This is a genomic window from Micromonospora sp. NPDC023814, assembly GCF_040639595.1.
Taxonomy (GTDB): Bacteria; Actinomycetota; Actinomycetes; order Mycobacteriales; family Micromonosporaceae; genus Micromonospora.
The window spans coordinates 23,283-45,610 of record NZ_JBFAAF010000026.1 but is presented as its reverse complement, the minus strand read 5'-3'; the positions used below and the strand labels follow the sequence as shown (position 1 = coordinate 45,610).

Below are 22,328 nucleotides of genomic sequence, written 5' to 3'. Positions count from 1 at the left end.
GCCACCGCCACGCGTCGGCGCTGGGCTGACGGCCGTTCCCAGTCAGGCCGGCAGGTGGCGGTCGGCGCGCCCGCGCCCGCCCTGCCGGCGGCCGGGGGCGAGACGGATGACCGCGCCGGCGTCGTGCAGCGGCGGCGCGAGAGCGCCCGGACTGCCCCCGGAGCCCCGCCGGAACGCGGCGAGGAGCGTGTTGGCGGGCATCGGCCGGGCGAAGAGGTGGCCCTGCCCGGCAGTGCAGCCCAGCTCCCAGAGCGCCCGGCGCTGCGGCTCGCTCTCCACCCCCTCTGCCACCACCTCGAGGCCGAGGCTGCGACCCAGGTCGAGGGTGGAGCGGATGACGGCGGCGGCCTCGGCGGAGCCCTCCATGGCGGTCACGAAACTGCGGTCGATCTTCAGCTCGTGCACCGGGATCCGGGAGAGCAGGGAGAGGGAGGAGTAACCGGTGCCGAAGTCGTCCAACGCCAGCCGCACCCCCTCGTCCCGCAGCCGGCTGAGCACCCGGTCCACCACGTCGAGTTGGCTGAGCGTGAGCGTCTCCGTCAACTCCAGCACCAGCCGGTCGGGGGGCAGGTCGTGGGCCCGCAGCCGGGCCAGCACCGAGCCGGGGAAGCGGGCGTCGAGCAGGCTGCGCGGCGACACGTTGACCGCGACCGGCACGTCGAAGCCGGCCTCCCGCCAGGCGCTCGCCGCGAGCAGCGCCTCGTCGAGGATCGCCTCGGCGAAGGCCGGCAGCAGCCCGGACCGTTCCACCGCCTCCAGGAAGCGCAGCGGGTCGATCACCCCGTGGACGGGGTGGCGCCAGCGGGCCAGCGCCTCCGCGCCGGTGACCAGGCCGGAGCCCAGGTCGACGATGGGCTGGAAGTTGACGGTGAACTCGTGGTCGGCGACGGCGCGGGGCAGCTCCCCGCCGAGGGTCAGCCGGCCGAGGTCGGCGGTGTCCCGGGTCGGGGCGTACGTCGAGGTGCGCTGCCCGGCCCGCTTCGCCTGGTACATCGCCACGTCCGCGCGGCGCAGCAGCTCCGGCATGCCGCCGGTGGCGGGCGCGGCGGCGATCCCGCCGCTCGCCTCGACGCTGATCCGCATGCCGTCCAGGTCGAACGGCTCGTGCAGCGCGGCGAGCAGAGTCTCCGCGCGGTGCGCGGCCACCGCCGGGGCCGGCAGACCCCGCAAAAGTACGGCGAACTCGTCACCGCCCAGCCGGGCCACCAGGTCGCCCTCCTGAGCGGCGGTGCCCAGTCGCTCGGCGACCTGCACGAGGACCTGGTCCCCGGCGGCGTGCCCGAGGGTGTCGTTGACTTCCTTGAAGTGGTTGAGGTCGATCAGCACCAGGGCGGTCACCCCGTCGGCGTGCCGGGTGTTGAGGTGCTCGGTGCCCTGGTCGAGCAGGTGGCGGCGGTTGGCCAGCCCGGTCAGCGCGTCGTGCGTGGCGGCGTACGCGTGTTCGTCGGCGACCCGGGCCAGCTCGGCGTACGCCTGGGCGTTGCGGACCGCGGTGCAGAGCGCCGAGGCGAAGGTGCGCAGCGTGTACTGCTCCCGCTCGGAGAGCTGCACGGGGCCGCGGAAGCGCAGCCGCAGCACGCCCACGTCGGCCGTCCGGTCGTGCCCCTCGAGCGCGGCCGGGACCACGGTGCCGTCGGTGGAGTTCGGCCCGCCGGCCGGCCCGTCGTACGTGATGGCGCCCGCTCCGCCGCGCACGGTGCGGCCGCTGTCGCGCAGCTCGATCTCCACCTCGTCGGCGGAGAACAGCTCGGCGGCCTGGGTGACCGCCGTGGTGAGGACCTTGTCCAGGTCGACCACGTTGAGCGCGTCGGTGGTGCGGGCGAGCCGCTGCCACGCCTGCTGCTCCGTGCGGGCCTTGACCCGGTTGGAGTAGAGCAGGTGGAGGCTGAGCACCAGGGGCGGCACGGCAAGCAGGAGTCGGGGGTCGGCGCGCAGGATGAGCAGCGTGGTCACGATGAGGACGAAGCGTGCCACCGCGCTCGTCAGGCGCATCCCGAGGTCCTCCCGGAAGAGGTGCCCGAGCCTGGTGCCGGTGGCGAGCGCGATGACCGGGAGAGTCAGTAGCTCGTCGAGGACCACGGCGACTGCGTAGGCGAGCCCGATCAGCCCGACGACATGTGGGAACTCGGCGGGCGGTGGCGGCCATCCGAGCGCGTGGAGTGTCGCCCCCGCGCCCGCCGCCAGCAACATGCTCTTGGCTACTCCGAAGGCGGCCTTCAGCGGCGGGAGCTTGATGAGCAGCAGGGCGATCGCCACCCCGAGCCCGGTGGTCAGGACGACCAGCGACGTCGGTGCAACCGCCAGACTCAGGATGATCGCCGTCTCGCTCCAGGAGATCGCGTGAACCGTCGCGCGGATCCGAATCCGCCACTTGATCGTCACGCCGAGTGCGGCCATGAAGATCAAGCTGAGGCTGAGCGCCAGATCCTCGCCCGACAGGTCGAGTTCCGTCAGCGCGTGCAGGGAAACGACCACCGCGACCGTGGCCACAACGCAGACGAGGCCGACGTGCAGCGTCAGCCGCCGCTCGGCCTCTGTCTTGCCCGTGTTCGGTCGTGTCACCGCATCCCCGACTTGCCACCCGCCCCCGATGAGCAGATGTCGAGGCTACCTACGGTCACTCGCCGAACACAATCCTTCTTACTGCCACTCGTGTGCCGACATGGCTTTATCCCTCCTGCTTAACTGCCCGACCTCATCTGCGGCTGTTGTCTGCGATGGGAACAGCCTAAGGGTGGTTAAGGCAATTTTGGAGGGATATATGTAACTATGGGCAATGGATGAGAATCGCGCTACTTTTCGTGACTTTCCGTTCCCGCGTCGGAACGGAGTGCTGTACTTCTATCCGCTTGTGGTTAACGCAAGATAATGGCCCAGTGTCCGCCTCTGCGCATCGGACGTGAAGGCGCCCTTGAACGCCGATCATGATTGTGGCGCGACGGGCGCTGTGCGCCCCGTGGCGGCGCGATTGTCCATGCGCTGGCCCGGAAGCAGCCCGTTCGGGCCGTATCCGGTTGCGGATCGTCACGGCGCCACTGCCGGCTGTCGACCAGAGCCGCTGCACCGCCCTGTCGGAACCACCGAACCTGCACCCGGCGGGGTGGGCACCGCACCATTCATCTGAGGGCTGATCAGGCGTGACCCTCAGCAACCGCGAGCCTTTCGTTCATATGTTCGTGAAACCCTGCCCGTCCATTCGGGACGCCCGGCGCGGCGCTCCACACAACGAACCGAAGGGCGAGGTTCCGATCGGCCATGAAGTGATCGCCTGACAGTGAGAGTCGCCTCACCGATTCGTTATTGCCGAGGCTGGTCGTCGGCCCGAAGACGGATGAGTTCCTGCCCGGGCCGGAACCCGGTCGGCCAGGGACGGCAGGTCCCCACGCAGCGGCGCGGGGTCGGGGACGGACACCGACACAGGGCCGTGGCCGACGATCGCGCCGTACGACGGATAGGCTCGCGGCCGTGACCGATTCCGCGCAGCTCACCCACGTCGATCCGGCGGGCGCGGCCCGCATGGTCGACGTCTCCGCCAAGGCCGTCACCGGCCGCCTGGCCGTCGCCGCCGGCCGGCTCCGCACCACTGCGGAGGTGGTCGAGCTGCTGCGCCGCGACGGGCTGCCCAAGGGCGACGCGCTGGCGGTCGGCCGGCTCGCCGGCATCATGGGCGCGAAGCGGACCCCCGACCTGATCCCGCTCTGCCACCCCATCGCCCTGCACGGCGTCACGGTCGACCTGACGCTGACCCGCGACACCGTCGAGATCACCGCCACGGCGCGGACGGCGGACCGCACCGGGGTGGAGATGGAGGCCCTGACCGCGGTGGCCGTCGCCGGGCTGGCGCTGGTCGACATGGTCAAGGCGGTCGACCCGGCGGCGAGCGTCGACGCCGTCCGGGTGCTACGCAAGGAGGGCGGCAAGACCGGCGAGTGGGTCCGCCCGGAGGACCGGCCGTGATCCGGGCGCGGGTGGTCGTGGCGTCCAACCGGGCCGCCGCGGGGGTGTACGCCGACACCAGCGGGCCGCTGCTCGTGGCCGGGCTGCGCGAGCTGGGTTGCGAGGTGGACGATCCGGTGGTGGTGCCCGACGGCGAGCCGGTGGGCGAGGCGCTGCGGGCCGCCGTGGCCGACGGGGTCGACGTCGTGCTGACCAGCGGCGGCACCGGGATCAACCCGACCGACCGCACCCCCGACGTGACCCGGGCGCTGCTCGACTACGAGGTCCCCGGCATCGCCGAGGCGATCCGGGCGCACAGCCGCGACAAGGTGCCCGCCGCCGCGCTCTCCCGCGGGCTCGCCGGCGTGGCCGGCCGGATGCTGGTGGTCAACCTGCCCGGCTCCACCGGCGGGGCCCGGGACGGTCTGGCCGTGCTCGGGCCGATCCTCGCCCACGCCGTCGACCAGCTCCGCGGCGGCGACCACTGACACCCCGCCACGTCGATCCCGGCCGCCCGCTCGACGGGGCACCGGGAGTGGTGCAGGTGACGGGGCGACCGACACCCCGCACCGGCTAGGCTCGGCCGGTGAGCACGGAAACCGCACCGGCCGCCGATCCAGTCGCCGCGCCCCCGCCGGCCGGCTGGGAGGAGGCCCGATCCCGGGTGTACGCGGTCGGCCTGGCCGCCGCGCTCCCCGCCGTGAGCCGGCCGCTCGCCGAGATCGACGGGCACACCCTCGCCGAGCCGTTGACCACGCGTACGGACCTGCCCGCCTTTCCGACCTCCAGCGTCGACGGCTGGGCGGTGCGCGGGGCGGGCCCGTGGCGCCCGGTCGGGCGGGCGCTGGCCGGCAGCACCCCGGCGCCGCTGACCGACGACGGGACGACCGTCGAGATCGCCACCGGCGCGATGGTGCCCGCGGGCGCCACCGCCGTGCTGCGGGTGGAGGAGTCCCGCCGTACGCCGGAGGGCCTGGTCGACGGCACGCCGCGGCCCGCGCCGGAGTGGCGCGAGCCCGGCGAGGAGGCGTACGCCGGGGAGGAACTGGTCCCCGCCGGCACGCCGGTGGACCCGGCGCTGGTCGGCCTGGCCGCCTCCTGCGGGCACGACAGCCTGCTGGTGCGGCGGCAGCCGCGCGCCGCGCTGCTGGTCTTCGGCGACGAGTTGCTGACCGCCGGTCCGCCCGCCGCCGGCCGGGTCCGGGACGCGCTCGGGCCGGCGGTGCCGGCGTGGCTGCGCCGGTACGGCTGCGTGGTGCGTCCGTCGGACGTGGTGGGACCGGTGGCGGACACCCTGCCCGCGCACGTGGCGGCCCTGCGCGCCGCGCTGGCCACCGCCGACCTGGTCTGCACCACCGGCGGCACGATGCACGGCCCGGTCGACCACCTGCACCCCGCGCTGGAGGCGCTCGGCGCCGACTACGTGGTCAACACGGTCGCGGTGCGGCCCGGCTTCCCGATGCTGCTGGCCCGGCTGACCGACGCCGACGGGCGGGTCCGGTTCGTCGCCGGGCTGCCCGGCAACCCGCAGTCCGCCATCATCGCCCTGGTCTCGCTGGTCGCCCCGCTCCTGGCCGGCCTGTCGGGCCGCCCGATGCCGGTGCTGCCGCACGCCACGCTCGCCGAGCCGGTGCCCGGCCGGGGGCGGTACACCCACCTGGCACTGGTCCGGCTGGACCGGGCCGCCGGCACCGCCCACCCGGTCCGGCACGTCGGCTCGGCGATGCTGCGCGGGCTGGCCGGCGCGGACGGCTTCGCCGTCATCCGCCCCGGCACCTCGGGCGAGCCCGGTGACCGGGTGCCGGTCGTGCCACTGCCGCTGCTGCCTGGGGAGCGTGCGTGGTGACCGCGCCGACCACCGACGCGTCAGGCCGACTCCCGGACCACCGGCCCACGACGCTCAGTTCGGCCACCGAGCACCCGCCCACGACGTTCGGCGAGGTCACCGACCGGCCGCTCGACCTGGCCGCGCACGAGGCGGCGGTCGCGGACCGCCGGGCCGGCGCGGTGGTGTCGTTCCAGGGCGTGGTCCGCGACCACGACCACGGCCGCGCGGTGACCAGCCTGGAGTACGAGGGCCACCCGAGCGCCGAGCGGGTGCTGCGCGAGGTGGCGGCCGAGATCGCCGCCGAACCGGACGTGTACGCGGTCGCGGTGTCGCACCGGATCGGCCCGCTCGCCATCGGCGACGTGGCCCTGGTCGCGGCGGTCAGCACCGCCCACCGGGCCGCCGCGTTCGCGGCCTGTGCCCGGCTGGTCGACGAGGTCAAGGCGCGGCTGCCGATCTGGAAGCGGCAGGTGTTCGCCGACGGCACCGAGGAGTGGGTGAACTGCCCCTGACGGGCGGCCCACCCCTCAGCGGCGGACGCCGAGCGCGGCCTGGCGGCCCATCCGGTCGCCGTAGAAGGCCGGCTCGGCGCCGGGGCGCCACGGCAGCGCGGCGACGAGCACGATCAGGGCCAGCGCCAGCGAGTTCTCCATCAGGGCGCCGAAGAGGCCGTCCTGGTAGTGCGACACCTCGGGGAGCTGGTGTTCGTACGGCCAGATCGGGGAGACCAGGAAGAGCAGGTAGAGCCCGATCGCCGCGACGCCGTGCCGGAGCCCGGTCAGCGTCGGGTACCAGATCGGCGGGCGCAGCCCGTTGACCCCCGGCAGCCCGCCGTACGCGCCCTGGCCGGCCCGCTGGGCCAGCCCGCGGCTGGCGTCCCGGCGGCGTACGGCGGCGTCGGCCAGCACGATGATCGCGGGGATCACCCAGACCAGGTGGTGCGTCCAGGAGATCGGGCTGATCACGTTGGCGGTGAGGCCGACCAGCGTGAACGCGGTCAGCTCGTCGCCGTCGGCGCGCGCGTTGGCGGCGCGGGACAGGCCGAGCGCCAGCATCAGCACCGCGAACGACAGCCAGAGCAGGCCGGGCGTCTCGATCGAGTCGTAGAGCCGGGCCAGCAGCCCGGCCAGCGACTGGTTGGGCGTCATGTCGGCGGCGCCGACCCGCTCGGTCTGCCAGAGCACGCCGCCGAAGTAGGCCCGGGACTCGGTGCCGACGACCGCGAAGGAGCCGAGGGTCACGGCGATCACCGTGCCGACCGCGGTGGCCGCCGCCCGCCACTGTCGGGTGATCATCAGGTAGGCGATGAACAGGGCCGGGGTCAGCTTGACCGCGGTGGCCAGACCGATGCCGACGCCGGCCCACGCGCCGCTGTAGACGAAGCGCAGCAGCGGGCCGTCGGTCTCGGCGACGTGGGTGCCCCGGCGGGACCGCCAGCGCAGGCCGATCAGGTCGGCCATGATCAGTGCGAAGAGGAGCAGGTTCACCTGGCCGTAGCCGAGGGTCTCCCGGGCCGGCTCGATGGCGACCGCCAGCGGCGTCGCGATCGCCACGGTGAACGGGAGCGGCCAGCCGAGCCGGTCGACGATGGGGCGGAGCAGACCGGCGAGCACGACCGCCAGGGCGGCGATGCTGGCGAGCGCGTTGACCATCCCGGCCAGCTCGACCGGCAGGTGCGCCATCGGCAGCATGACCAGGCCGCCGAACGGCGGGTAGGTGAAACCCAGGGTGGTGCCGGGTGCGATGAACTCGTAGAGCTCGTGACCGCTCGCCCACCACACCACCGCGCCGTGGTAGATCTTCATGTCGAAGAAGTTGTACGGCCGCCCGAAAGCGCCGATGGCGAGCCATGCGGCATAGGCGACGGCGGCCACGACGCCGGTCCGTACGACTGTCCTACGATCGATCCCACGCGTTACGCGGCGGACTGGGGCGAGGCGGTCCACCCGTCTTCCGACGGTCGCCGGCATGGCGTGGCCACCCCCGTACCAAGGTCGTCCTACCCGTCCAGGTCCGGTACGGAGCCTAGAACGGCGCCTCACGTTAATGCCTCCCGCGTTATGCGACCGTGTCCGATCCCACACATGTTTTTGACATTTCCACCGCGTTAACGCCTACCGGGTGGTTCAGGTGATTCGTGGCGTTGGCGGGTGGTGGGCCGGCGGAGGGGAGGTATCGACGCAGGTCAGCCGGGGAGTCGTCGGGCCGTCGCTGCCGATCGTACGGCGATCCGGGCCTCTCTGCGGGCGGTACGGACGGCCCGCTGCACCGAACGTCGGGAGTGGCCGATCCGGTGGCCGGTCCGCCACCGCAGGCCGGGTTTGCCGCCGGTGTCCGCGGCGGCGAGCAGCAGCCCGCCGAAGAGGCCGATGTTCTTCAGGAAGTGGATCTGGTTGTTGTTCCGCGCTCCCGGGTCGTCGTTGTTCCAGAAGGGATGCCCGGCGAGGGTCACCGGGACCAGCGTGCCGGCGAGGACCAGCGCGGCCGGCCGGGCGAACCTGCCCGTGGCGAGCATCAGCCCGGCGCCGACCTGCACCACCGCGTTGACCCGGATCAGCGTCTCCGTGTCGGTGGGGATACGCGGGCCGGCCTTCTCGAGCAGCGGGGTCACCCGGTCGGTCACCGGCTTCGCGGCCGGGACCAGCCGCCCCGGGTTCTGGAAGTTGTGCAACCCGCTGACGACGAAGATGCCGCTCAACATGGCGCGGGCGAGGGAGCGTACGGGTTTCATGGGTCAGTCATACCCCGTCACCGGCCCGGTTACCCCCGCAACCGCCGATCCGGATCGGCCCACGTGGACCTCCCCGGGCCGGTCGCCACGCCGACCCGGCGAGGTCGCGCCACGCCGATTCGAGCGACCGTCGCTGATGGACCGCCGACGAGGGGTAACGTCCCCCGCGTGACGACGCTGCGGCTGCGACCCGAGGACCCGGCCGACACCGGCGCGGTCCGTCGCGTGCTGGCCGCCGCCTTCGCCCGGCCCGACGTGGCCACGCCGCCCGAGGTGGGGCTGGTCGACGAGCTGCGCGGCAGCGACGCCTGGCTGCCGGAGCTGGCGATGGTCGCCGAGTACGGCGGCGAGGTCGTGGGATACGCCCTGCTCACCCGGGTCCGGGTGAGGTCCGACGACGCCACCGCCCCGGCACTGGCCCTCGGCCCGGTGGCGGTCGCGCCGCACCGGCGGCGGATCGGGCTCGGCACGGCGGTGGTCCAGGCTGGCCTCGACGCCGCCACCGAGCTGGGCGAGCGGCTGGTGGTCGTGCTCGGCGACCCGTCCTACTACCACCGTTTCGGCTTCGGCAGGGCCGACCGGATGGGGCTGACCAGCCCCTGGTCCGGCCTCGGCGACCCCTGGCAGGCGCTGGTGCTCCCGCCGACCACCGGCGGCGAAGGGCCACCACCGCGCGGCGAGGTCCTCTTCCCCCCGCCCTGGTCGAAGGTCTGACCCCGCGCCCACCCCGCCCGTCAGGCCGGCTGGGTGCGCAGGTAGCGGCCGAAGTGGGGGACGGTGAAGGCCACCGTGCCGCGCTCGCCGGAGTAGATGAGGCCCTTCTTGATCAGCGCGTCCCGGGCTGGGGACAGGCTGGCCGGCTTGCGCCCGAGGGTGCGGGCGATCTCCGCCGTCGGGACAGCGGCGTCCATGTCGTCCCGCCCGCCGCCGTCGACCTCGCCCTCGACCAGGGACAGGGTGGCCATCGCCCGCATGTACTCGCGCTCGGCCGGGGTGGCCCGCTCGAACCGGGAGCCGAAGAAGCCGACCGCCAGCTCGGCCTCGGCCTCCGGCGCGGCGACCCGCACGTCGGCGGCGGTGATCGGCGAGCGCGGCGCGTGGTCCCAGGTCGCCTTGCCGTACGCCTGGACGAAGTACGGGTAGCCGCCGGACTTCTCGTAGAGCAGGTCGAGCGCCTTCTGCTCGTACTCGACCTCCTCGCGTTCGGCGGGCGCGCAGAGCGCCTGGTCGGCGGCGATCCGGTCGAGCCGGTCGATGCGCTGGTAGCGGAAGAGCCGCTCGGAGTACGACTTGGCGGCGCTGAGCACGGCCGGCAGGTGCGGCAGCCCGGCGCCGACCACGATCAGTGGCGCGCCCAGCTGGGACAGCTCGTGGCAGGCGGCGCAGAGCGCGGAGACGTCCTCCGCGCCGAGGTCCTGCATCTCGTCGATGAAGACGGCGATGCCGGTGCCGACGTCGGCGGCCACCGCGGCGGCGTCGGTGAGCAGCTCGACGAGGTCGATCTCGATGTCGCCGGAGTCGGCCCGGCCGCTGGCGGCGGGCACGTCGATGCCGGGCTGCCACCGGTCGCGCAGCTTCGGGGCGGCGCCGCCGCGACCGGTCGGCGCGGACCGTTGGGCGAACGCCTTCAGCACGCCGAGGAAGGCGTCGATCCGGTCCGGCGCGCGGTGCCGGGGCGCGAGTTCGCGGACGGCCATGTGCAGCGCGGCGGCGACGGGGCGGCGCAGTGACTGGTCCGGTCGCGCCTCGATCTTGCCGCTGCCCCAGAGGTGGTTGATCGCCTGGGACCGAAGGGTGTTGAGCAGCACCGTCTTGCCGACCCCGCGCAGGCCGGTGAGCATCAGGCTGCGTTCCGGCCGCCCGCGGGCGATGCGCTCCAGCACGACGTCGAAGACGTCCAGCTCGCGCCCCCGCCCGGCCAGCTCGGGCGGACGCTGGCCGGCGCCCGGAGCGTACGGGTTGCGGACCGGATCCACGCATCGCACAGTATCGGGCCGTCTAGCTGCGGGGCTAGACATCCGTAGATGGGGCTACCGGCGTGTCGGGTCGCGGCGGAAGCCGGATCCGGCGTCGAGACAAAACTAGGGCTGTCTAGCGCCCATGCTAGACAGCCCTAGTTTTGGTAATCAGCGCTTCTTCAGGCAGAGCACGTAGTCGAGGAAGTCCACCGAGTTGTCGTGCACGTAGTTCGCCGTCGACTTCGGCGCCCGGGTCTTGCACTTGTCACCGTCGCTCGTGCCCGGGATCCGCAGCAGCACCTCGTACGTGTTGGGGCCGCAGGGCACCTTCCGCAGCTCGGCGTCGGTGGACGTGCCGTCGTTGACCACGCAGTCGCCCTTGGCGAAATCGTCGTCGTCGTCCTCGCTCGGGCTCGGCTCCGCCGAACTCGGCGCCGCGCTGGGCTCGTCGGTCGGCTCGCCCGTCGGATCCGCGGGAGCGGTCGTCGCCGGGGCCGAGATCGACGGACCGTCGTCCTCGCCGGCCTGCCAGAACGCCCAGCCGGCGATCCCGAGGCACGGGCAGAGCAGGAGCACCACCACCAGGCCGATGATCAGGGCGATCTTCCCGCCGCCCTTCTTCGCCGGCGGAGCGGGCGGCGGCGTCCCGTACCCGCCGGGGGCCGGCGGCGGGGCGCCCCACTGGGCGCCGGGCGCCGGCGCGGGCGTCGGGCCGGCGGGCGGGAACGGCCCGGCCGGCGGATAGCCACCCTGCTCCGCCGACGGCTGACCCCCCGCCGGGGGCGGATACCCGGCCCCGGAGGTGGGCGGCGGCGGGTAGCCCGACCCGGAGGTCGGGGGCTGCGGCGGGTAGGCCGGTCCGGGGGCCGGAGGCTGGCTCCACATCGGCGTGGTCGGCGGCTCGGCGGCCGGGCCGGGCTGGCCCCACTGCGGGGCGGCGGGCGGCTCGCCACCCGGCCGCGGCTGGCCCCACTGCGGGGCGGACGGCGGTTCGCCGCCGGGCTGCGGCTGGCCCCACTGCGGGGCGGGAGGCGGCTCCGCGGCGGCCGCCGGCGGCTGCCCCCACTGGGGCAGCGTCGGGTCGATGGGCGGCAGGCCCCCGGGATTGTCGGCCGGGCGCTGGTAGGGGTCGTCCGGCTGGCCGGGTGATCCGTAGGTTGTCATCTCTTCCCCAGGGGTGCGGTGGTTCAGCGCTGCTTGAGGCACAGCACGAAGTCGAGGGTGTCCAGCTCGCTGTCGAAGAAATACCAGTTGGTGTAGCCGTCGACCTTGGCGCACTTGGCCGCGGCGTCCTTCTCGCCGCTGGTCGCGCCGTCGATCCGGCGTAGCACCTCGTACGTCTGCGGGCCGCAGTCACTGACCAGCAGCTTGGGCTTGCCGCCGGTCGGACCGTCGTTGCGTACGCACTGCCCCGCCTCGACGAAGCGGGGGTCGGTGGAGGACTCGGGTGCCGGGGCACTGGGCGCCGGGGCGCTCGCGGGTGCCTCCGGCACCCCGGAACCGGCGATGGGCGCCGGCCCGCTCGGCGTGGCCAGCGGCGCCTCGTCGTCCTGGCCGAGCAGGTAGAACACCGCCGCGCCGCCGACGAGGACCAGTACCGCCACCGCCGTCAGCACCGCGGCCACCGGCCCCCGGGCGCGCCGGCGTTCCGGCGGCGACGTGGCACCCGGCGCGTACGGGGAGGGGGTCGCGGAGCCGGGCCAGGAGGCGTACGGCGGCGCGGCGGGACCGTGGTCGTAGGCGGGAGGCGGTGCCCCCTGCTGGTACGGCCCCGGTCCGTGACCCGGGTTGCCCCGCCGGTACGGCTGGCCGCCGTACCCGGGCTCCGGCGGTGGGTACGTGGCGTGCGGATCGTCCCACCCGCCGCGCCCGGGCGAGGCGGCCGACGGGCCGTACGCCTCGTCCGGCTGCCGCCCACGCCACGGTGCCGGGTCCCCCCGACCCGGTGGTGGTCCGTAGTTCGCCATGCACGTCTCTCCCGCGTGAGTGGTGAGAGGCCGGCCACCAACGAGGGACGCCGACGCCCAGGCCACCGTAGCGTGTCCACCGATGAGACCACGCCCACCGATTCCGTCACCGGCCGCCGAGCCGTCCACCGGGACCGTCCCGGGCGCCGGGGTGCGTCGGGCGGCCGCCGCCACGCCGGCCCTGGTCTGGACCGCCCTGCTGCTGGTCTACGTCGTCTGGGGCTCCACCTACCTCGGCATCAGGATCGCCGTGGAGTCGATGCCGCCGCTCGGCTCGGCGGCCGCCCGGTTCGCCGCCGCCGGTCTGGTGCTGGCGATCGTGCTGCGGCTGCGCCGGGGCCCGGGCGCGCTGCGGGTCGACCGGCGGCAGCTCGGCTCGGCCGCGCTGGTCGGGGTGCTGCTGCTGGCCGGCGGCAACGGGCTGGTGGTGCTCGCCGAGTCCGGCCCGCCGGGCGTCGCGGTGCCCTCCGGGACCGCCGCGCTGCTCGTGGCCACCGTCCCGCTGCTGGTGGTGCTGCTGCGTACGGCCACGGGCGACCGGCCCCGGTTCTGGACGCTGGCCGGGGTGACGCTGGGCTTCGTCGGCCTGGTGCTGCTCGTGCTGCCGACCGGCGGGGCGGACGCCGTACCGCTCGCCGGCGCGCTGACCATCGTCGCAGGCGCCGCCAGCTGGTCGATCGGCTCGTTTCTCTCCGGACGGATCCGGATGCCCGCCGACCCGTTCGTCGCCACCGTCTACGAGATGTTCGCCGGGGCGGCGGCACTCGCCGTCCTCGCCGTGGGGCGCGGCGAGCTGAGCGGCTTCGACCCGGGCCAGGTGACCGGCCGGTCGTGGCTCGCGCTCGCGTACCTGATGCTGGCCGGCTCCCTGGTCGCCTTCACCGCGTACGTCTGGCTGCTGCACCACGCCCCGATCTCGCTGGTCGCGACGTACGCCTATGTCAACCCGGCGGTCGCGGTGGCGCTCGGCGCGCTGTTCGTCGCGGAGCCGGTCACCGCGCAGGTGCTGCTCGGCGGCGCGGTCATCGTCGCCGGGGTCGCCCTCGTCGTGAGCACCGAGAGACCCCGACGTCCTGCCCAGGGGACCGCGCCGGAGCCGTCCCGCCGGTAGCGTCCGGCCCGTGTCGGGCGGGCTGGTGGCGTGCGCGGCGCTGCTCGGCGGCGTCGCCGGCCTCGCCGCGCTCCGGGTCGCCCGCCGCTGGACGGGCCGACCGGCGTCGATCCGGCCCGGGCCCGCCGTCGGGGCAGTGGCGTCCGTCGCGACGGGCCAGCCGGGTCGGCCGGCCGACCGCGGTGGGCCGCCGGCCCCCGCCCGGGCCGCCGGCATCAGCCCGTCCACCGGGTTCGGCGCGGTCGCCGGGGCGGTGGTGGGCGCGGTCGTGTTCGCCGGGCTCGCGGCGGCCCTCGGCGGCGACCCCGTCCTGCCGGCCTTCCTCGGGCTGGCGGCGGTGGGGCTGGTGCTGGCCGTGGTCGACCTGGCCTGCCTGCGGCTGCCCGACCCGCTGGTGGGCGCGGCCGCGCTGGTCGTCGCCGTCGGCCTGACCGGCGCGGCGCTGCTGACGGGGGCCCCGGAGCGGCTGCTCGGCGCGGTGGCGGGGGCCGCGCTCTGCTTCGCCGCGCACGCGCTGCTGGCCCTGTTGCCCGGCTCGCGGCTGGGCTTCGGCGACGTGAAGCTCGCCGCCGTGCTGGGCCTGCCGCTCGGCTGGCTGGGCTGGTCGCCGCTGGCGCTCGGGCTGCTCCTGCCGCACCTGCTCAACGGCGTGGTGGTGCTCGCCCTGCTGGCCGCCGGCAGGGTGTGCCGGGACACCCCTCTCCCACTCGGCCCGGCCCTCCTCGCCGGCGCCTGGCTCGCCACCCTCACCCCCTGACCCGCGCGTTTCCTCAGATGAGGCGGAGTTGGCGGTCTTGGGGGCGGCGGGGTTGGGCTTCGCCGAAGCGTTCGAAGAGGCCCGGGTCGATGGCGTCGAGGAACGGCGACGGGGAGCACTCGCGTTCGTTGCCGTGCCGGCTGCGGCGGGCGGCGTGGGTGACGTACAGGCGGTCCTGGGCCCGGGTCAGCCCCACGAAGAAGAGCCGTCGCTCCTCGGCGATCGCGTCGTCGTCGGGCGTGCTGCCGGGCCAGCGCAGCGGGAGCAGCCCGTCCTCGGCGCCGACCAGGAAGACGACCGGGAACTCCAGCCCCTTCGCGGCATGCAGGGTGAGCAGGGTGACTGCCTCGGCGCGCGGGTCGAGGGCGTCCACCTCCGCGCCGGTGGCGAGCTGGGACAGGAACAGCGGCAGGTCGTCGCCGCAGCGGCGGGCCAGCGGGGTGAGCAGGTCGACCGCCGCCCGGACGTCCTCCGGGCGGACCGCGCCGGCGCCGTCCAGCGTCGGCACGGCGAAGCGCTCCGCCAGCACCTGACCGGCCAGCCGGACGCGGGCGGCCAGCGAGCCGTCGAGCCCGTCCGCGTGCCGCAGCTCGCGGGCGATCGCCGCCACCCCCGGCCGGTCCCGCAGCCGGTCGTGCGAGCGCTTCTGGACCGGGATGTTGGCCCGCGCCAGCGCGTCCACGATCGGTGCGGCCTGCGCGTCCGTGCGGTAGAGCACCGCGATGTCGGAGAAGGAGAGCGAGGTCGACCGGCCGTCGATCCGCCCCGAGTCGAGCGACCGGTGGGAGAGACCGCCGACCAGCTCGTCGATGGTGCGTACGACGAAGTCGGCCTCGTCGGCGACGGAGGCCGCGGGGTAGCGGCCGACCAGCGGGGCCTCCGGGTCGAGCCGGGCCGGGTCGAGCCGGCGGCCCCGGACCAGCGACGACGGCGCGATCGCCTGCACCGCGGCGGCCAGGATGGGGGCCGAGGAGCGGTAGTTGCGGTTCAGCCGCACCAGCCGGGCGTCGGTGAAGTCCTGCGAGAAGCGCAGGAAGTAGCCGACGTCGGCGCCCCGGAAGGAGTAGATGGCCTGGTCCGGGTCGCCGATCGCGCAGAGGTTGCCGTCGGCGGGGCTGAGCAGGCGCAGCAGCTCGTACTGCACCTCGTCGACGTCCTGGTACTCGTCGACGAAGATCCACCGCCAGCGCTCCCGGTAGCGCTGCACCAGCTTCCGGTCGGCCCGCAGCAGCGCGACCGGCAGGGTGAGCAGCTCGTCCAGGTCGACCAGGTCCTGCTTGCGCAGCAGCGCCGCGTAGCCGGCGTCGTCGGCGCCGGCCTCGGCACGGGCCTCCGCCCGCTGGGCGTCGTCGGCGATCCGGAAGTCCGCCGGCAGGCCGGCGGCGTCGGCGTTCTCCCGCAGGATGGTCAGGCCCAGCGAGTGGAAGGTGCCGACCGTGACGTCCTCGGCGACCGGCCCGAGCAGGCCGTCCAGGCGGTGCCGCAGCTCCTCGGCGGCCCGCCGGGTGAACGTGATCGCCAGGCACTGCTCCGGGAAGACGTTCAGCTCGGCGCAGAGGTAGGCGATCCGGTGGGTCAGCGTCCGGGTCTTGCCGGTGCCGGGCCCGGCGACGATGAGCAGCGGCCCGCCGGGCGCGGAGGCGGCCACCCGCTGCATCGCGTCCAGCCGGTCCAGCAGGCCGGTGCCGACCTCCTCCATGCCCGCGAGCATCGGCTCGAACGGCTCGTGCGGCGAGGGCGCCGGCGCGATCGGGGGCGGCGGCGTGGCCGGCGCGGCCTTGCGCTTCGGCTCGGCCTTGGCCACCGCCGGGCGCTTGGCCCGCGGCTTCGGCGCCGGCTCCGCGGGGGTGCGCTGCGCCGGCACGGGTACGTCGAAGAGGGTCTCCTGCGCCGTCGCCGCGCCGCCGCCCAGCTCGGCCGGGTCGAACAGGGTGATGACGCCGTACTCGCCGTCGTAGCCGGGGACCCGGCGGACGTCGCCCCGGCGCAGCCGGCCGATGCCCTCGGCGAGCAGTTCCCCGCCGACCCGGCCGATCTCGTCGAGCGGGGTGGTGGTGAGGATCTCCAGCTCCGGGCCGAGCGCGGCGAGCAGGTCGTTGAGCTTCCCCTCGACCTTCTTCGAGCGGGCGCCCACCTTGTTGATCTCGCCGAGGACCTCGGCCAGCGGCACGAGGTGGGTGACGTCCCTGGCGTGCGGGGGCCGGTGCCCCGCCGGACGGTCGGCCAGCTCCTCCACCCGGCTCAGCACGCCGACGGTCAGCGGCTTGTCGCACTCCGGGCAGCGCCCGCCGGCGGCCCGGGTCCGCTCCGGGGACCAGTTGACCCCGCAGAGCCGGTGCCCGTCCGCGTGGTACTTGCCCTCCTCGGGGAAGAACTCGATGGTCCCGGCCAGCCCGTCGCCGGTGCGCAGCGCGTCCCGGACGGCGAAGTAGTCCCGGGCGGTGGCGAAGACGGTGGCCTCCCGGGCCAGGGCGGGCGGCGAGTGGGCGTCCGAGTTCGACACGAGCTGGTAGCGGTCCAGGCTGCCGACCCGCCAGTTCATCTCGGGGTCGGAGGAGAGGCCGGTCTCCACCGCGAAGACGTGGTCGGCGAGGTCGGCGTAGCAGTCGGCGATCGCGTCGAAGCCGGACTTCGAGCCCAGCGCGGAGAACCACGGCGTCCAGATGTGCGCGGGCACCAGGTAGCCGTCGGCGCTGGCCTCCAGGGTGATCTCCAGCAGGTCCCGCGAGTCCAGGCCGAGGATCGGCCGGCCGTCCGAGCCGAGGTTGCCGATCCGCCCGAGCGCCGTGTTGAACCGGGCCACCGCGTCCAGGTCGGGCAGGTAGATCAGGTGGTGCACCTTGCGGGTGCGGTCGTCCCGCTTGTAGATCGTGGAGATCTCCACGCTGAGCATGAAGCGGACCGGGTCCGTCTCCGCCTCGCTGGCCAGCCGGGGCGGCAGCCGGCGGGCGACGTCCCGCTCCGCCTCCGGGCTGAGCCGGTACAGGCCGGGCTCGGCGGGGTGCAGGGTCTCGCGCAGGTGGTCGTACCAGGCGGGGTGGGTGAAGTCGCCGGTGCCGAGCACGCCGATGCCCTTGCGCCGAGCCCACCAGGCGAGGTTGGGCAGGGTGAGATCGCGGCTGCACGCGCGCGAATACTTCGAGTGGATGTGCAGATCCGCGACGAATGGCGGGAGGCCACCGGAGGGTGCGGCGCTGAACGGAGGCACGCCGCATCCTGTCACGCCCGCTCGATTACCCGCCGGTCGCCACGCAGACCCGTGACCTGAGCGTCCGGTGCTGGACAAGCCGTCTGCCCCGCGCTATGGGTCAGCGGGCGCGGAGCTCGACCAGGGTGACCTGCGGCTCCGCGCCGACGCGCACCGGCGGGCCCCAGAAGCCGGCGCCGTTGGTGACGTACACCTGGGTGCCGTCGACCTCGCCGAGGCCGGAGACCACCGGCTGCTGGAGCTTCACCAGGAGGTTGAACGGGACCATCTGGCCGCCGTGGGTGTGCCCCGAGAGCTGGAGGTCGACGCCGAACTTCGCCGCCTCCACCGCGGCCACCGGCTGGTGGGCGAGCAGCACCACCGGGCGGCTCGGGTCGCGGTCGCCGAGCGCCGCCGCGTAGTCCGCCGGGGCGGCCAGCCCGGTGCCGGCGGCGGTGACGTCGTTGACCCCGGCCAGGTCGAGTACGCCGCCCCGGGCCTGGATCTCCGTCCGCTCGTTCTGCATCACCCGCAGCCCGAGCCGGTCCACCTCCTGGACCCACTCCTCGACGCCGGAGTAGTACTCGTGGTTGCCGGTGACGAAGTAGCTGCCGTGCCGGGAGCGCAGGCGGCGCAGCGGCTCGGCCGCCTCGCCCAGCTCGGCCACCGAGCCGTCGACCAGGTCGCCGACGACCGCGACGATGTCGGCGTCCAGGCGGTTGATCGCGGCGACGATCCGCTCGGTGTGGGCCCGGCCGCGCAGCGGGCCGAGGTGGATGTCGGAGACGGTGGCGATCCGCAGGCCGTCCATGCTCCGGGGGAGCTTGGCGAGCGGGATCTGCACCCGGTCGAGCCGCGGCGGGCCGAGCGCGGTGCGGATGCCGTACCCGGTGAGGCCCGTCGCGGTGAGCCCGGCGAAGATCGCCGCCCCGCGGGCGAGCAGCAACCGGCGGGCCGGGTCGTGGTCCGGCTGCGCGACCGCGTCGGCGGCCGGCGGATCGGCCGGCCCCGTCGCGCCGACCAGGGCGGGCTCGGGCGCGGCGGCGGTGGGCTCCGCGGCGACGACCCGGCGGCGCAGCACCAGCCGGGCCACCACCATCGGCACCTCCAGCGCCACGAGCAGCACCAACAGGTAGAACATGACGGCGAGCCAGAGGTAGCCCGGCCACGCGAGCCAGTAGAGGCCCGCCTGGGTGCCGGCCATGGTCGCCGGTACGAGCAGCGCCAGCACCAGTGCGGTGATCCCGCCGATCCGCCGCCAACGCCCCGGGGTGGTGGTGTCGCGCACCAGCCGCTTCCAGAGGTAGAGGTGGATCAGGCCGGTGATCAGCGCCATGGTGGCCACGAAGGCCAGTGCCGCCAGCATGTGTGCGCCTCCCTCAGCCGCCCGCGAAGGGGGGCAGGACGTCGATCGTGGCCCCGGCCGGTAGCGGTGCCCGACGATCATGGCAGGTCACGCCGTCGACCAGGAAACTCGCCACCCGCAGCACGGCGGCGAGCTGCTCGCCGTGCCGCTCGGCGAGTCCCACGACGAGTTCGTCGAGGCAGCCGCCGGGTGCCGTCTCCTCGGGCCGGCCGGCGGCGGCCCGCGCCCCGGCGAAGTATCGGACGGTCAGCGACGCCTCGACGTCGGCACCCTCGGCCGGTGTCCCGGTGCGGGCCGTGTCCGCCTGGGCCGGTGTCCCGGTGCGGGCCGGCCGCGTCGGTTCGGTCACGGTCATCCTCCGATGGCCGACATCGGCCGGGCCGGCTGGAGGAAGGCCGGGTCGTCGATGCCGTGCCCGGCCCGCTTGCCCCACATCGCCGTGCGCCAGCGCCGGGCCAGTTCGTCGTCGTCCGCCCCGGCCCGCAGCGCGCCGCGCAGGTCGGACTCCTCGGTGGCGAAGAGGCAGGCGCGAACCTGCCCGTCGGCGGTGAGTCGGGTGCGGTCACAGTCGCCGCAGAACGGCCGGGTGACGCTGGCGATCACGCCGACCCGGGCCGGGCCGCCGTCGACCAGCCAGGTCTCGGCCGGGGCGGCGCCGCGTTCCGCCGGGTCGGGGGTCAGGGCGAACTCGCCGTTCAGGCGAGCGAGGATCTCGGCGGCGGTGACCATGGTGTCGCGGTCCCAGCCGTGCTGGGCGTCCAGCGGCATCTGCTCGATGAACCGCAGCTCGTAGCCGTGGGTCAGGGCGAAGCGGAGCAGCGCGGGCGCCTCGTCGTCGTTGACGCCGCGCATCAGCACCGTGTTGACCTTGACCGGGGTCAGCCCGGCGGCGGTGGCTCCGGCGAGCCCGGCCAGCACGTCGGGGAGACGCCGGCGCCGGGTGAGCCGGGCGAACCGCTCCGGGTCCAGGGTGTCCAGCGAGACGTTCACTCGGTCCAGCCCGGCGGCGCGCAGCGCGGGGGCGAGCCGGTCCAGCCCGATGCCGTTGGTGGTCAGGGAGATCCGGGGACGCGGTTCCAGCGCCGCCACGGCGGCCACGATGCCGACCAGCCCGGGCCGGATCAGCGGCTCCCCGCCGGTGAACCGCACCTCGGTCACCCCGAGCCGCCGCACCGCGACCCCGACCAACCGGACGATCTCGTCGTCGTCGAGCAGTTGCGGGCCCGCCAGCCAGGGCAGCCCGTCGGCCGGCATGCAGTAGGTGCAGCGCAGGTTGCACTTGTCGGTCAGCGACACGCGCAGGTCCCGGGCGACGCGGCCGTACCGGTCGACGAGGACGCCATCGGTCGGTGGGGCGGCGTTCACCCGTCGACCGTAGCGCGCACCAGCGCCGACCGGGCGGTGCGGGCGACCGCATCGCGGTACGCCCCACCGAACAGGGCGGTGTGCACCAGCATCAGGTGGAGCTGGTGCAGCGGCTCCCGCTCCCGCCACCCGTCGGCCGGCGGCCACGCCTCCGCGTACGCGGCGAGGATCCGGTCCAGGTGGGGCGCGCCGCCGAAGAGCGCCAACTGCGCCAGGTCCGTCTCCCGGTGCCCGCCGTGCGCCGCCGGGTCCACCAGCCAGGCCCGGTCGTCGGCCCCCCAGAGCACGTTGCCCGGCCAGAGGTCGCCGTGGATGCGGGCCGGCGGCTCGTCCCCGCCGAACTCGCCGATCCGGTCGACGACCTCCTCGACCAGCCCGGCCTCCGCGCCGGTCAGCGCGCCGCCGTCGACCGAGCGGCGCAGGTAGGGGACCAGCCGGCGCTCGGCGAACCAGCGCGACCACGGGCCGTCGTCCGGCGTGTTGTCCTGCGGGAGGGCCCCGATGAACCCGGCCCACTCGGCCCCGAAGGCCGGCGCGCCGGCCCGGTGCAGCCCCGCCAGCTCCCGGCCGAACCGTTCGGCCGCCTCGGGCGTCGGCTCGCCGGGCTCGACCCAGTCGAGTGCCAGCAGCTCCGGCAGCGCCACGACCACCTCCGGCACCGCGACCGCGCCCGCCTCGCGCAGCCAGCGCAGGCCCGCCGCCTCGGCGGCGAAGAAACCCTCCGGCAGCGACCGGCCGGACCCCTCCGGCCAGGTCTTGGCGAAGACGGAGTGGCCGTCGTCCAGGGTCAGCCGGGAGGCGGCGCAGATGTCGCCGCCGGAGACGGGCGTCTCCCGGATCCGCTGGTGGGTCAGGAAGGTCGGCAGGTGCTCCGGATGCGCCCGCAGGTACGCCAGATCCATGACGGCAACGTAGCCGCTTCACCCTCACCGCGCGTCGTTCACGCCGCAGGTTTCCCGGTGAGCTGCGACGATACTCTCCGTGTCTGTGGATAACCCGTGTGTCGTCCACAGGGTCAGCCGGCCGGTGCGCCCGCGCCGCAGGCTGCGGGCATGACCTCGACCGACCGCCCCCGGCTCGCCGTCCGTTCCCCCGCCGACCTCATCGCCGCCGTGCCGTACCTGCTCGGCTTCCACCCGGCCGACAGCGTGGTCGTGGTCGCCATGCGGGGCCGCCGGATCACCTTCGCCGCCCGCGCCGACCTGCCCGACCTGGCAGACCCGCACGATCCCGCCCGGCACCTCGCCGGCGTCATCGCCCGGCAGGGCGCCGAGACCGCCACGGTCCTGGGTTACGGCCCGGCCGCCCGGGTCACCCCCGCCGTCGACGCCGTGCGCGCCGCGCTGGCAGTGGCCGGGCTGCCCGTGCTCGACGCCCTCCGCGTCACCGAGGGGCGCTACTGGTCGTACGTCTGCACGGAGCCGGAGTGCTGCCCGCCGGAGGGCACCCGCTTCGACCCCGGGGCCAGCCAGGTCAGCGCGGCGGCCGTCTTCGCCGGCCAGGTCGCCCTGCCCGACCGGGCCGCCCTCGTCGCCCAGGTCGCCCCGGTCGACGGCCCGGGCCGGGTGGCGATGCGCCGGGCCGCCGTCCGTGCCGAGCGGCGCCTGGCGGCCCTGCTCGACAAAACGCCCCCGGCGGAGCTGCGCGACGGGCGGGCGGTCCGGGCCGCCGGGGTGGCGGCGGTACGCGGCGCGTTGCGCCGGTACCGGCGGGGGCAGCGGCTCGGCGACGACGAGGTCGCCTGGCTGAGCCTGCTGCTGGCCCACGTCACCGTCCGGGACCACGCGTGGGAGCGCACGGACGGGCGGGACGAGGACATCGCGCTCTGGACCGACGTGCTGCGCCGGGCCGAGCCGGAGCTGATCGCCGCGCCGGCGGCGCTGCTGGCGTTCGCGGCCTGGCGGGCGGGGCAGGGGGCACTGGCGGCGGTGGCCCTGGAACGGGGTCTGGCCGAGCACCCCGACCACTCGCTGGCGCTGCTCCTCGACGACCTGCTCCGCCGGGGCGTGCCACCGTCCGCGTTGGACGGCTGGCCGGCGGTCGCACTGCCCGGCGTGCTACGCCGCAGGCGCACCCGTCGGGGCCCCCGTTGACCCGCCGGCGGGCCGGTGCCTGGCGGCCC

At 75.0% G+C, this 22,328-nt stretch carries 18 protein-coding genes and 1 pseudogene; 8 read left to right on the top strand and 11 right to left on the bottom strand.

The window, feature by feature from the left end; translation table 11 throughout:
• Window positions 1–42: 42 nt before the first annotated feature.
• Complete coding sequence (locus AB0G14_RS16255) at window positions 43–2,562, bottom strand: bifunctional diguanylate cyclase/phosphodiesterase (RefSeq protein ID WP_357697983.1); 2,520 nt, start codon at window positions 2,560–2,562, stop codon at window positions 43–45.
• Window positions 2,563–3,465: 903 nt separating this feature from the next.
• Between AB0G14_RS16255 and moaC the strand changes: the two genes are divergently transcribed.
• The 4 genes from moaC to AB0G14_RS16235 all read left to right on the top strand — a co-directional run bounded on the left by moaC (window position 3,466) and on the right by AB0G14_RS16235 (window position 6,276).
• A complete protein-coding gene (gene moaC / locus AB0G14_RS16250; protein ID WP_357697981.1) occupies window positions 3,466–3,957 on the top strand; it encodes a cyclic pyranopterin monophosphate synthase MoaC in 492 nt (163 codons plus the stop codon).
• A complete protein-coding gene (locus tag AB0G14_RS16245; RefSeq protein ID WP_357697979.1) occupies window positions 3,954–4,424 on the top strand; it encodes a MogA/MoaB family molybdenum cofactor biosynthesis protein in 471 nt (156 codons plus the stop codon). Before moaC ends, AB0G14_RS16245 begins: the two co-directional genes overlap by 4 nt.
• Before the next feature lie 98 nt (window positions 4,425–4,522).
• Window positions 4,523–5,782 carry a molybdopterin molybdotransferase MoeA gene (locus tag AB0G14_RS16240; RefSeq protein WP_357697977.1) on the top strand — a complete coding sequence of 420 codons (1,260 nt, stop codon included), beginning with the start codon at window positions 4,523–4,525 and terminating at the stop codon, window positions 5,780–5,782.
• Window positions 5,779–6,276: a molybdenum cofactor biosynthesis protein MoaE gene (locus AB0G14_RS16235; RefSeq protein WP_357697975.1), complete on the top strand. Its 498-nt coding sequence runs from the start codon at window positions 5,779–5,781 to the stop codon at window positions 6,274–6,276. The genes AB0G14_RS16240 and AB0G14_RS16235 overlap by 4 nt, the downstream gene beginning before the upstream one ends.
• Window positions 6,277–6,291: 15 nt before the next feature.
• On the opposite strand, the gene AB0G14_RS16230 is transcribed toward AB0G14_RS16235, so the two are convergent.
• Both AB0G14_RS16230 and AB0G14_RS16225 read right to left on the bottom strand, forming a co-directional pair.
• Window positions 6,292–7,734, bottom strand: a complete 1,443-nt coding sequence (locus AB0G14_RS16230) for a glycosyltransferase 87 family protein (RefSeq protein WP_357697973.1) — start codon at window positions 7,732–7,734, stop codon at window positions 6,292–6,294.
• Window positions 7,735–7,949: 215 nt separating this feature from the next.
• On the bottom strand, window positions 7,950–8,495 hold the full coding sequence (locus AB0G14_RS16225; protein WP_357697971.1) for a DoxX family protein: 546 nt from the start codon (window positions 8,493–8,495) through the stop codon (window positions 7,950–7,952).
• A gap of 168 nt (window positions 8,496–8,663) precedes the next feature.
• On the opposite strand from AB0G14_RS16225, the gene AB0G14_RS16220 reads away from it, so the two are divergent.
• A complete protein-coding gene (locus tag AB0G14_RS16220; RefSeq protein ID WP_357697968.1) occupies window positions 8,664–9,209 on the top strand; it encodes an N-acetyltransferase in 546 nt (181 codons plus the stop codon).
• Between the two features lie 20 nt (window positions 9,210–9,229).
• Here the strand turns inward: AB0G14_RS16220 and AB0G14_RS16215 are convergent, their stop codons facing one another.
• The 3 genes and pseudogenes from AB0G14_RS16215 to AB0G14_RS16205 form a co-directional block, all read right to left on the bottom strand.
• A complete protein-coding gene (locus AB0G14_RS16215) occupies window positions 9,230–10,471 on the bottom strand; it encodes an ATP-binding protein (protein WP_350702516.1) in 1,242 nt (413 codons plus the stop codon).
• Window positions 10,472–10,621: 150 nt separating this feature from the next.
• Window positions 10,622–11,050: a hypothetical protein gene (locus AB0G14_RS16210; protein ID WP_357698064.1), complete on the bottom strand. Its 429-nt coding sequence runs from the start codon at window positions 11,048–11,050 to the stop codon at window positions 10,622–10,624.
• A gap of 590 nt (window positions 11,051–11,640) precedes the next feature.
• A pseudogene (locus AB0G14_RS16205) lies at window positions 11,641–12,108 on the bottom strand (hypothetical protein); the annotation flags it as partial.
• Between the two features lie 394 nt (window positions 12,109–12,502).
• Between AB0G14_RS16205 and AB0G14_RS16200 the strand changes: the two are divergent.
• Both AB0G14_RS16200 and AB0G14_RS16195 read left to right on the top strand, forming a co-directional pair.
• Window positions 12,503–13,531, top strand: a complete 1,029-nt coding sequence (locus tag AB0G14_RS16200; protein ID WP_357697965.1) for an EamA family transporter — start codon at window positions 12,503–12,505, stop codon at window positions 13,529–13,531.
• Between the two features lie 10 nt (window positions 13,532–13,541).
• Window positions 13,542–14,288 (top strand): A24 family peptidase, encoded by a 747-nt coding sequence (locus AB0G14_RS16195; protein ID WP_357697963.1) that lies wholly within the window; start codon window positions 13,542–13,544, stop codon window positions 14,286–14,288.
• A gap of 13 nt (window positions 14,289–14,301) precedes the next feature.
• On the opposite strand, the gene AB0G14_RS16190 is transcribed toward AB0G14_RS16195, so the two are convergent.
• From AB0G14_RS16190 to AB0G14_RS16170, 5 genes are all read right to left on the bottom strand, one after another.
• Window positions 14,302–17,496: a UvrD-helicase domain-containing protein gene (locus tag AB0G14_RS16190; RefSeq protein WP_357697961.1), complete on the bottom strand. Its 3,195-nt coding sequence runs from the start codon at window positions 17,494–17,496 to the stop codon at window positions 14,302–14,304.
• 100 nt (window positions 17,497–17,596) lie between these two features.
• A complete protein-coding gene (locus AB0G14_RS16185) occupies window positions 17,597–18,841 on the bottom strand; it encodes a metallophosphoesterase (RefSeq protein WP_357697959.1) in 1,245 nt (414 codons plus the stop codon).
• A 13-nt stretch (window positions 18,842–18,854) separates the two neighbouring features.
• Window positions 18,855–19,091 (bottom strand): MoaD/ThiS family protein, encoded by a 237-nt coding sequence (locus tag AB0G14_RS16180; protein WP_357698062.1) that lies wholly within the window; start codon window positions 19,089–19,091, stop codon window positions 18,855–18,857.
• A 101-nt stretch (window positions 19,092–19,192) separates the two neighbouring features.
• On the bottom strand, window positions 19,193–20,206 hold the full coding sequence (moaA, locus tag AB0G14_RS16175) for a GTP 3',8-cyclase MoaA (RefSeq protein WP_357697957.1): 1,014 nt from the start codon (window positions 20,204–20,206) through the stop codon (window positions 19,193–19,195).
• Window positions 20,203–21,108 carry a fructosamine kinase family protein gene (locus tag AB0G14_RS16170; RefSeq protein ID WP_357697955.1) on the bottom strand — a complete coding sequence of 302 codons (906 nt, stop codon included), beginning with the start codon at window positions 21,106–21,108 and terminating at the stop codon, window positions 20,203–20,205. Before AB0G14_RS16170 ends, moaA begins: the two co-directional genes overlap by 4 nt.
• Window positions 21,109–21,258: 150 nt before the next feature.
• On the opposite strand from AB0G14_RS16170, the gene AB0G14_RS16165 reads away from it, so the two are divergent.
• Complete coding sequence (locus tag AB0G14_RS16165) at window positions 21,259–22,299, top strand: DUF4192 domain-containing protein (RefSeq protein ID WP_357697953.1); 1,041 nt, start codon at window positions 21,259–21,261, stop codon at window positions 22,297–22,299.
• Window positions 22,300–22,328: the final 29 nt, after the last annotated feature.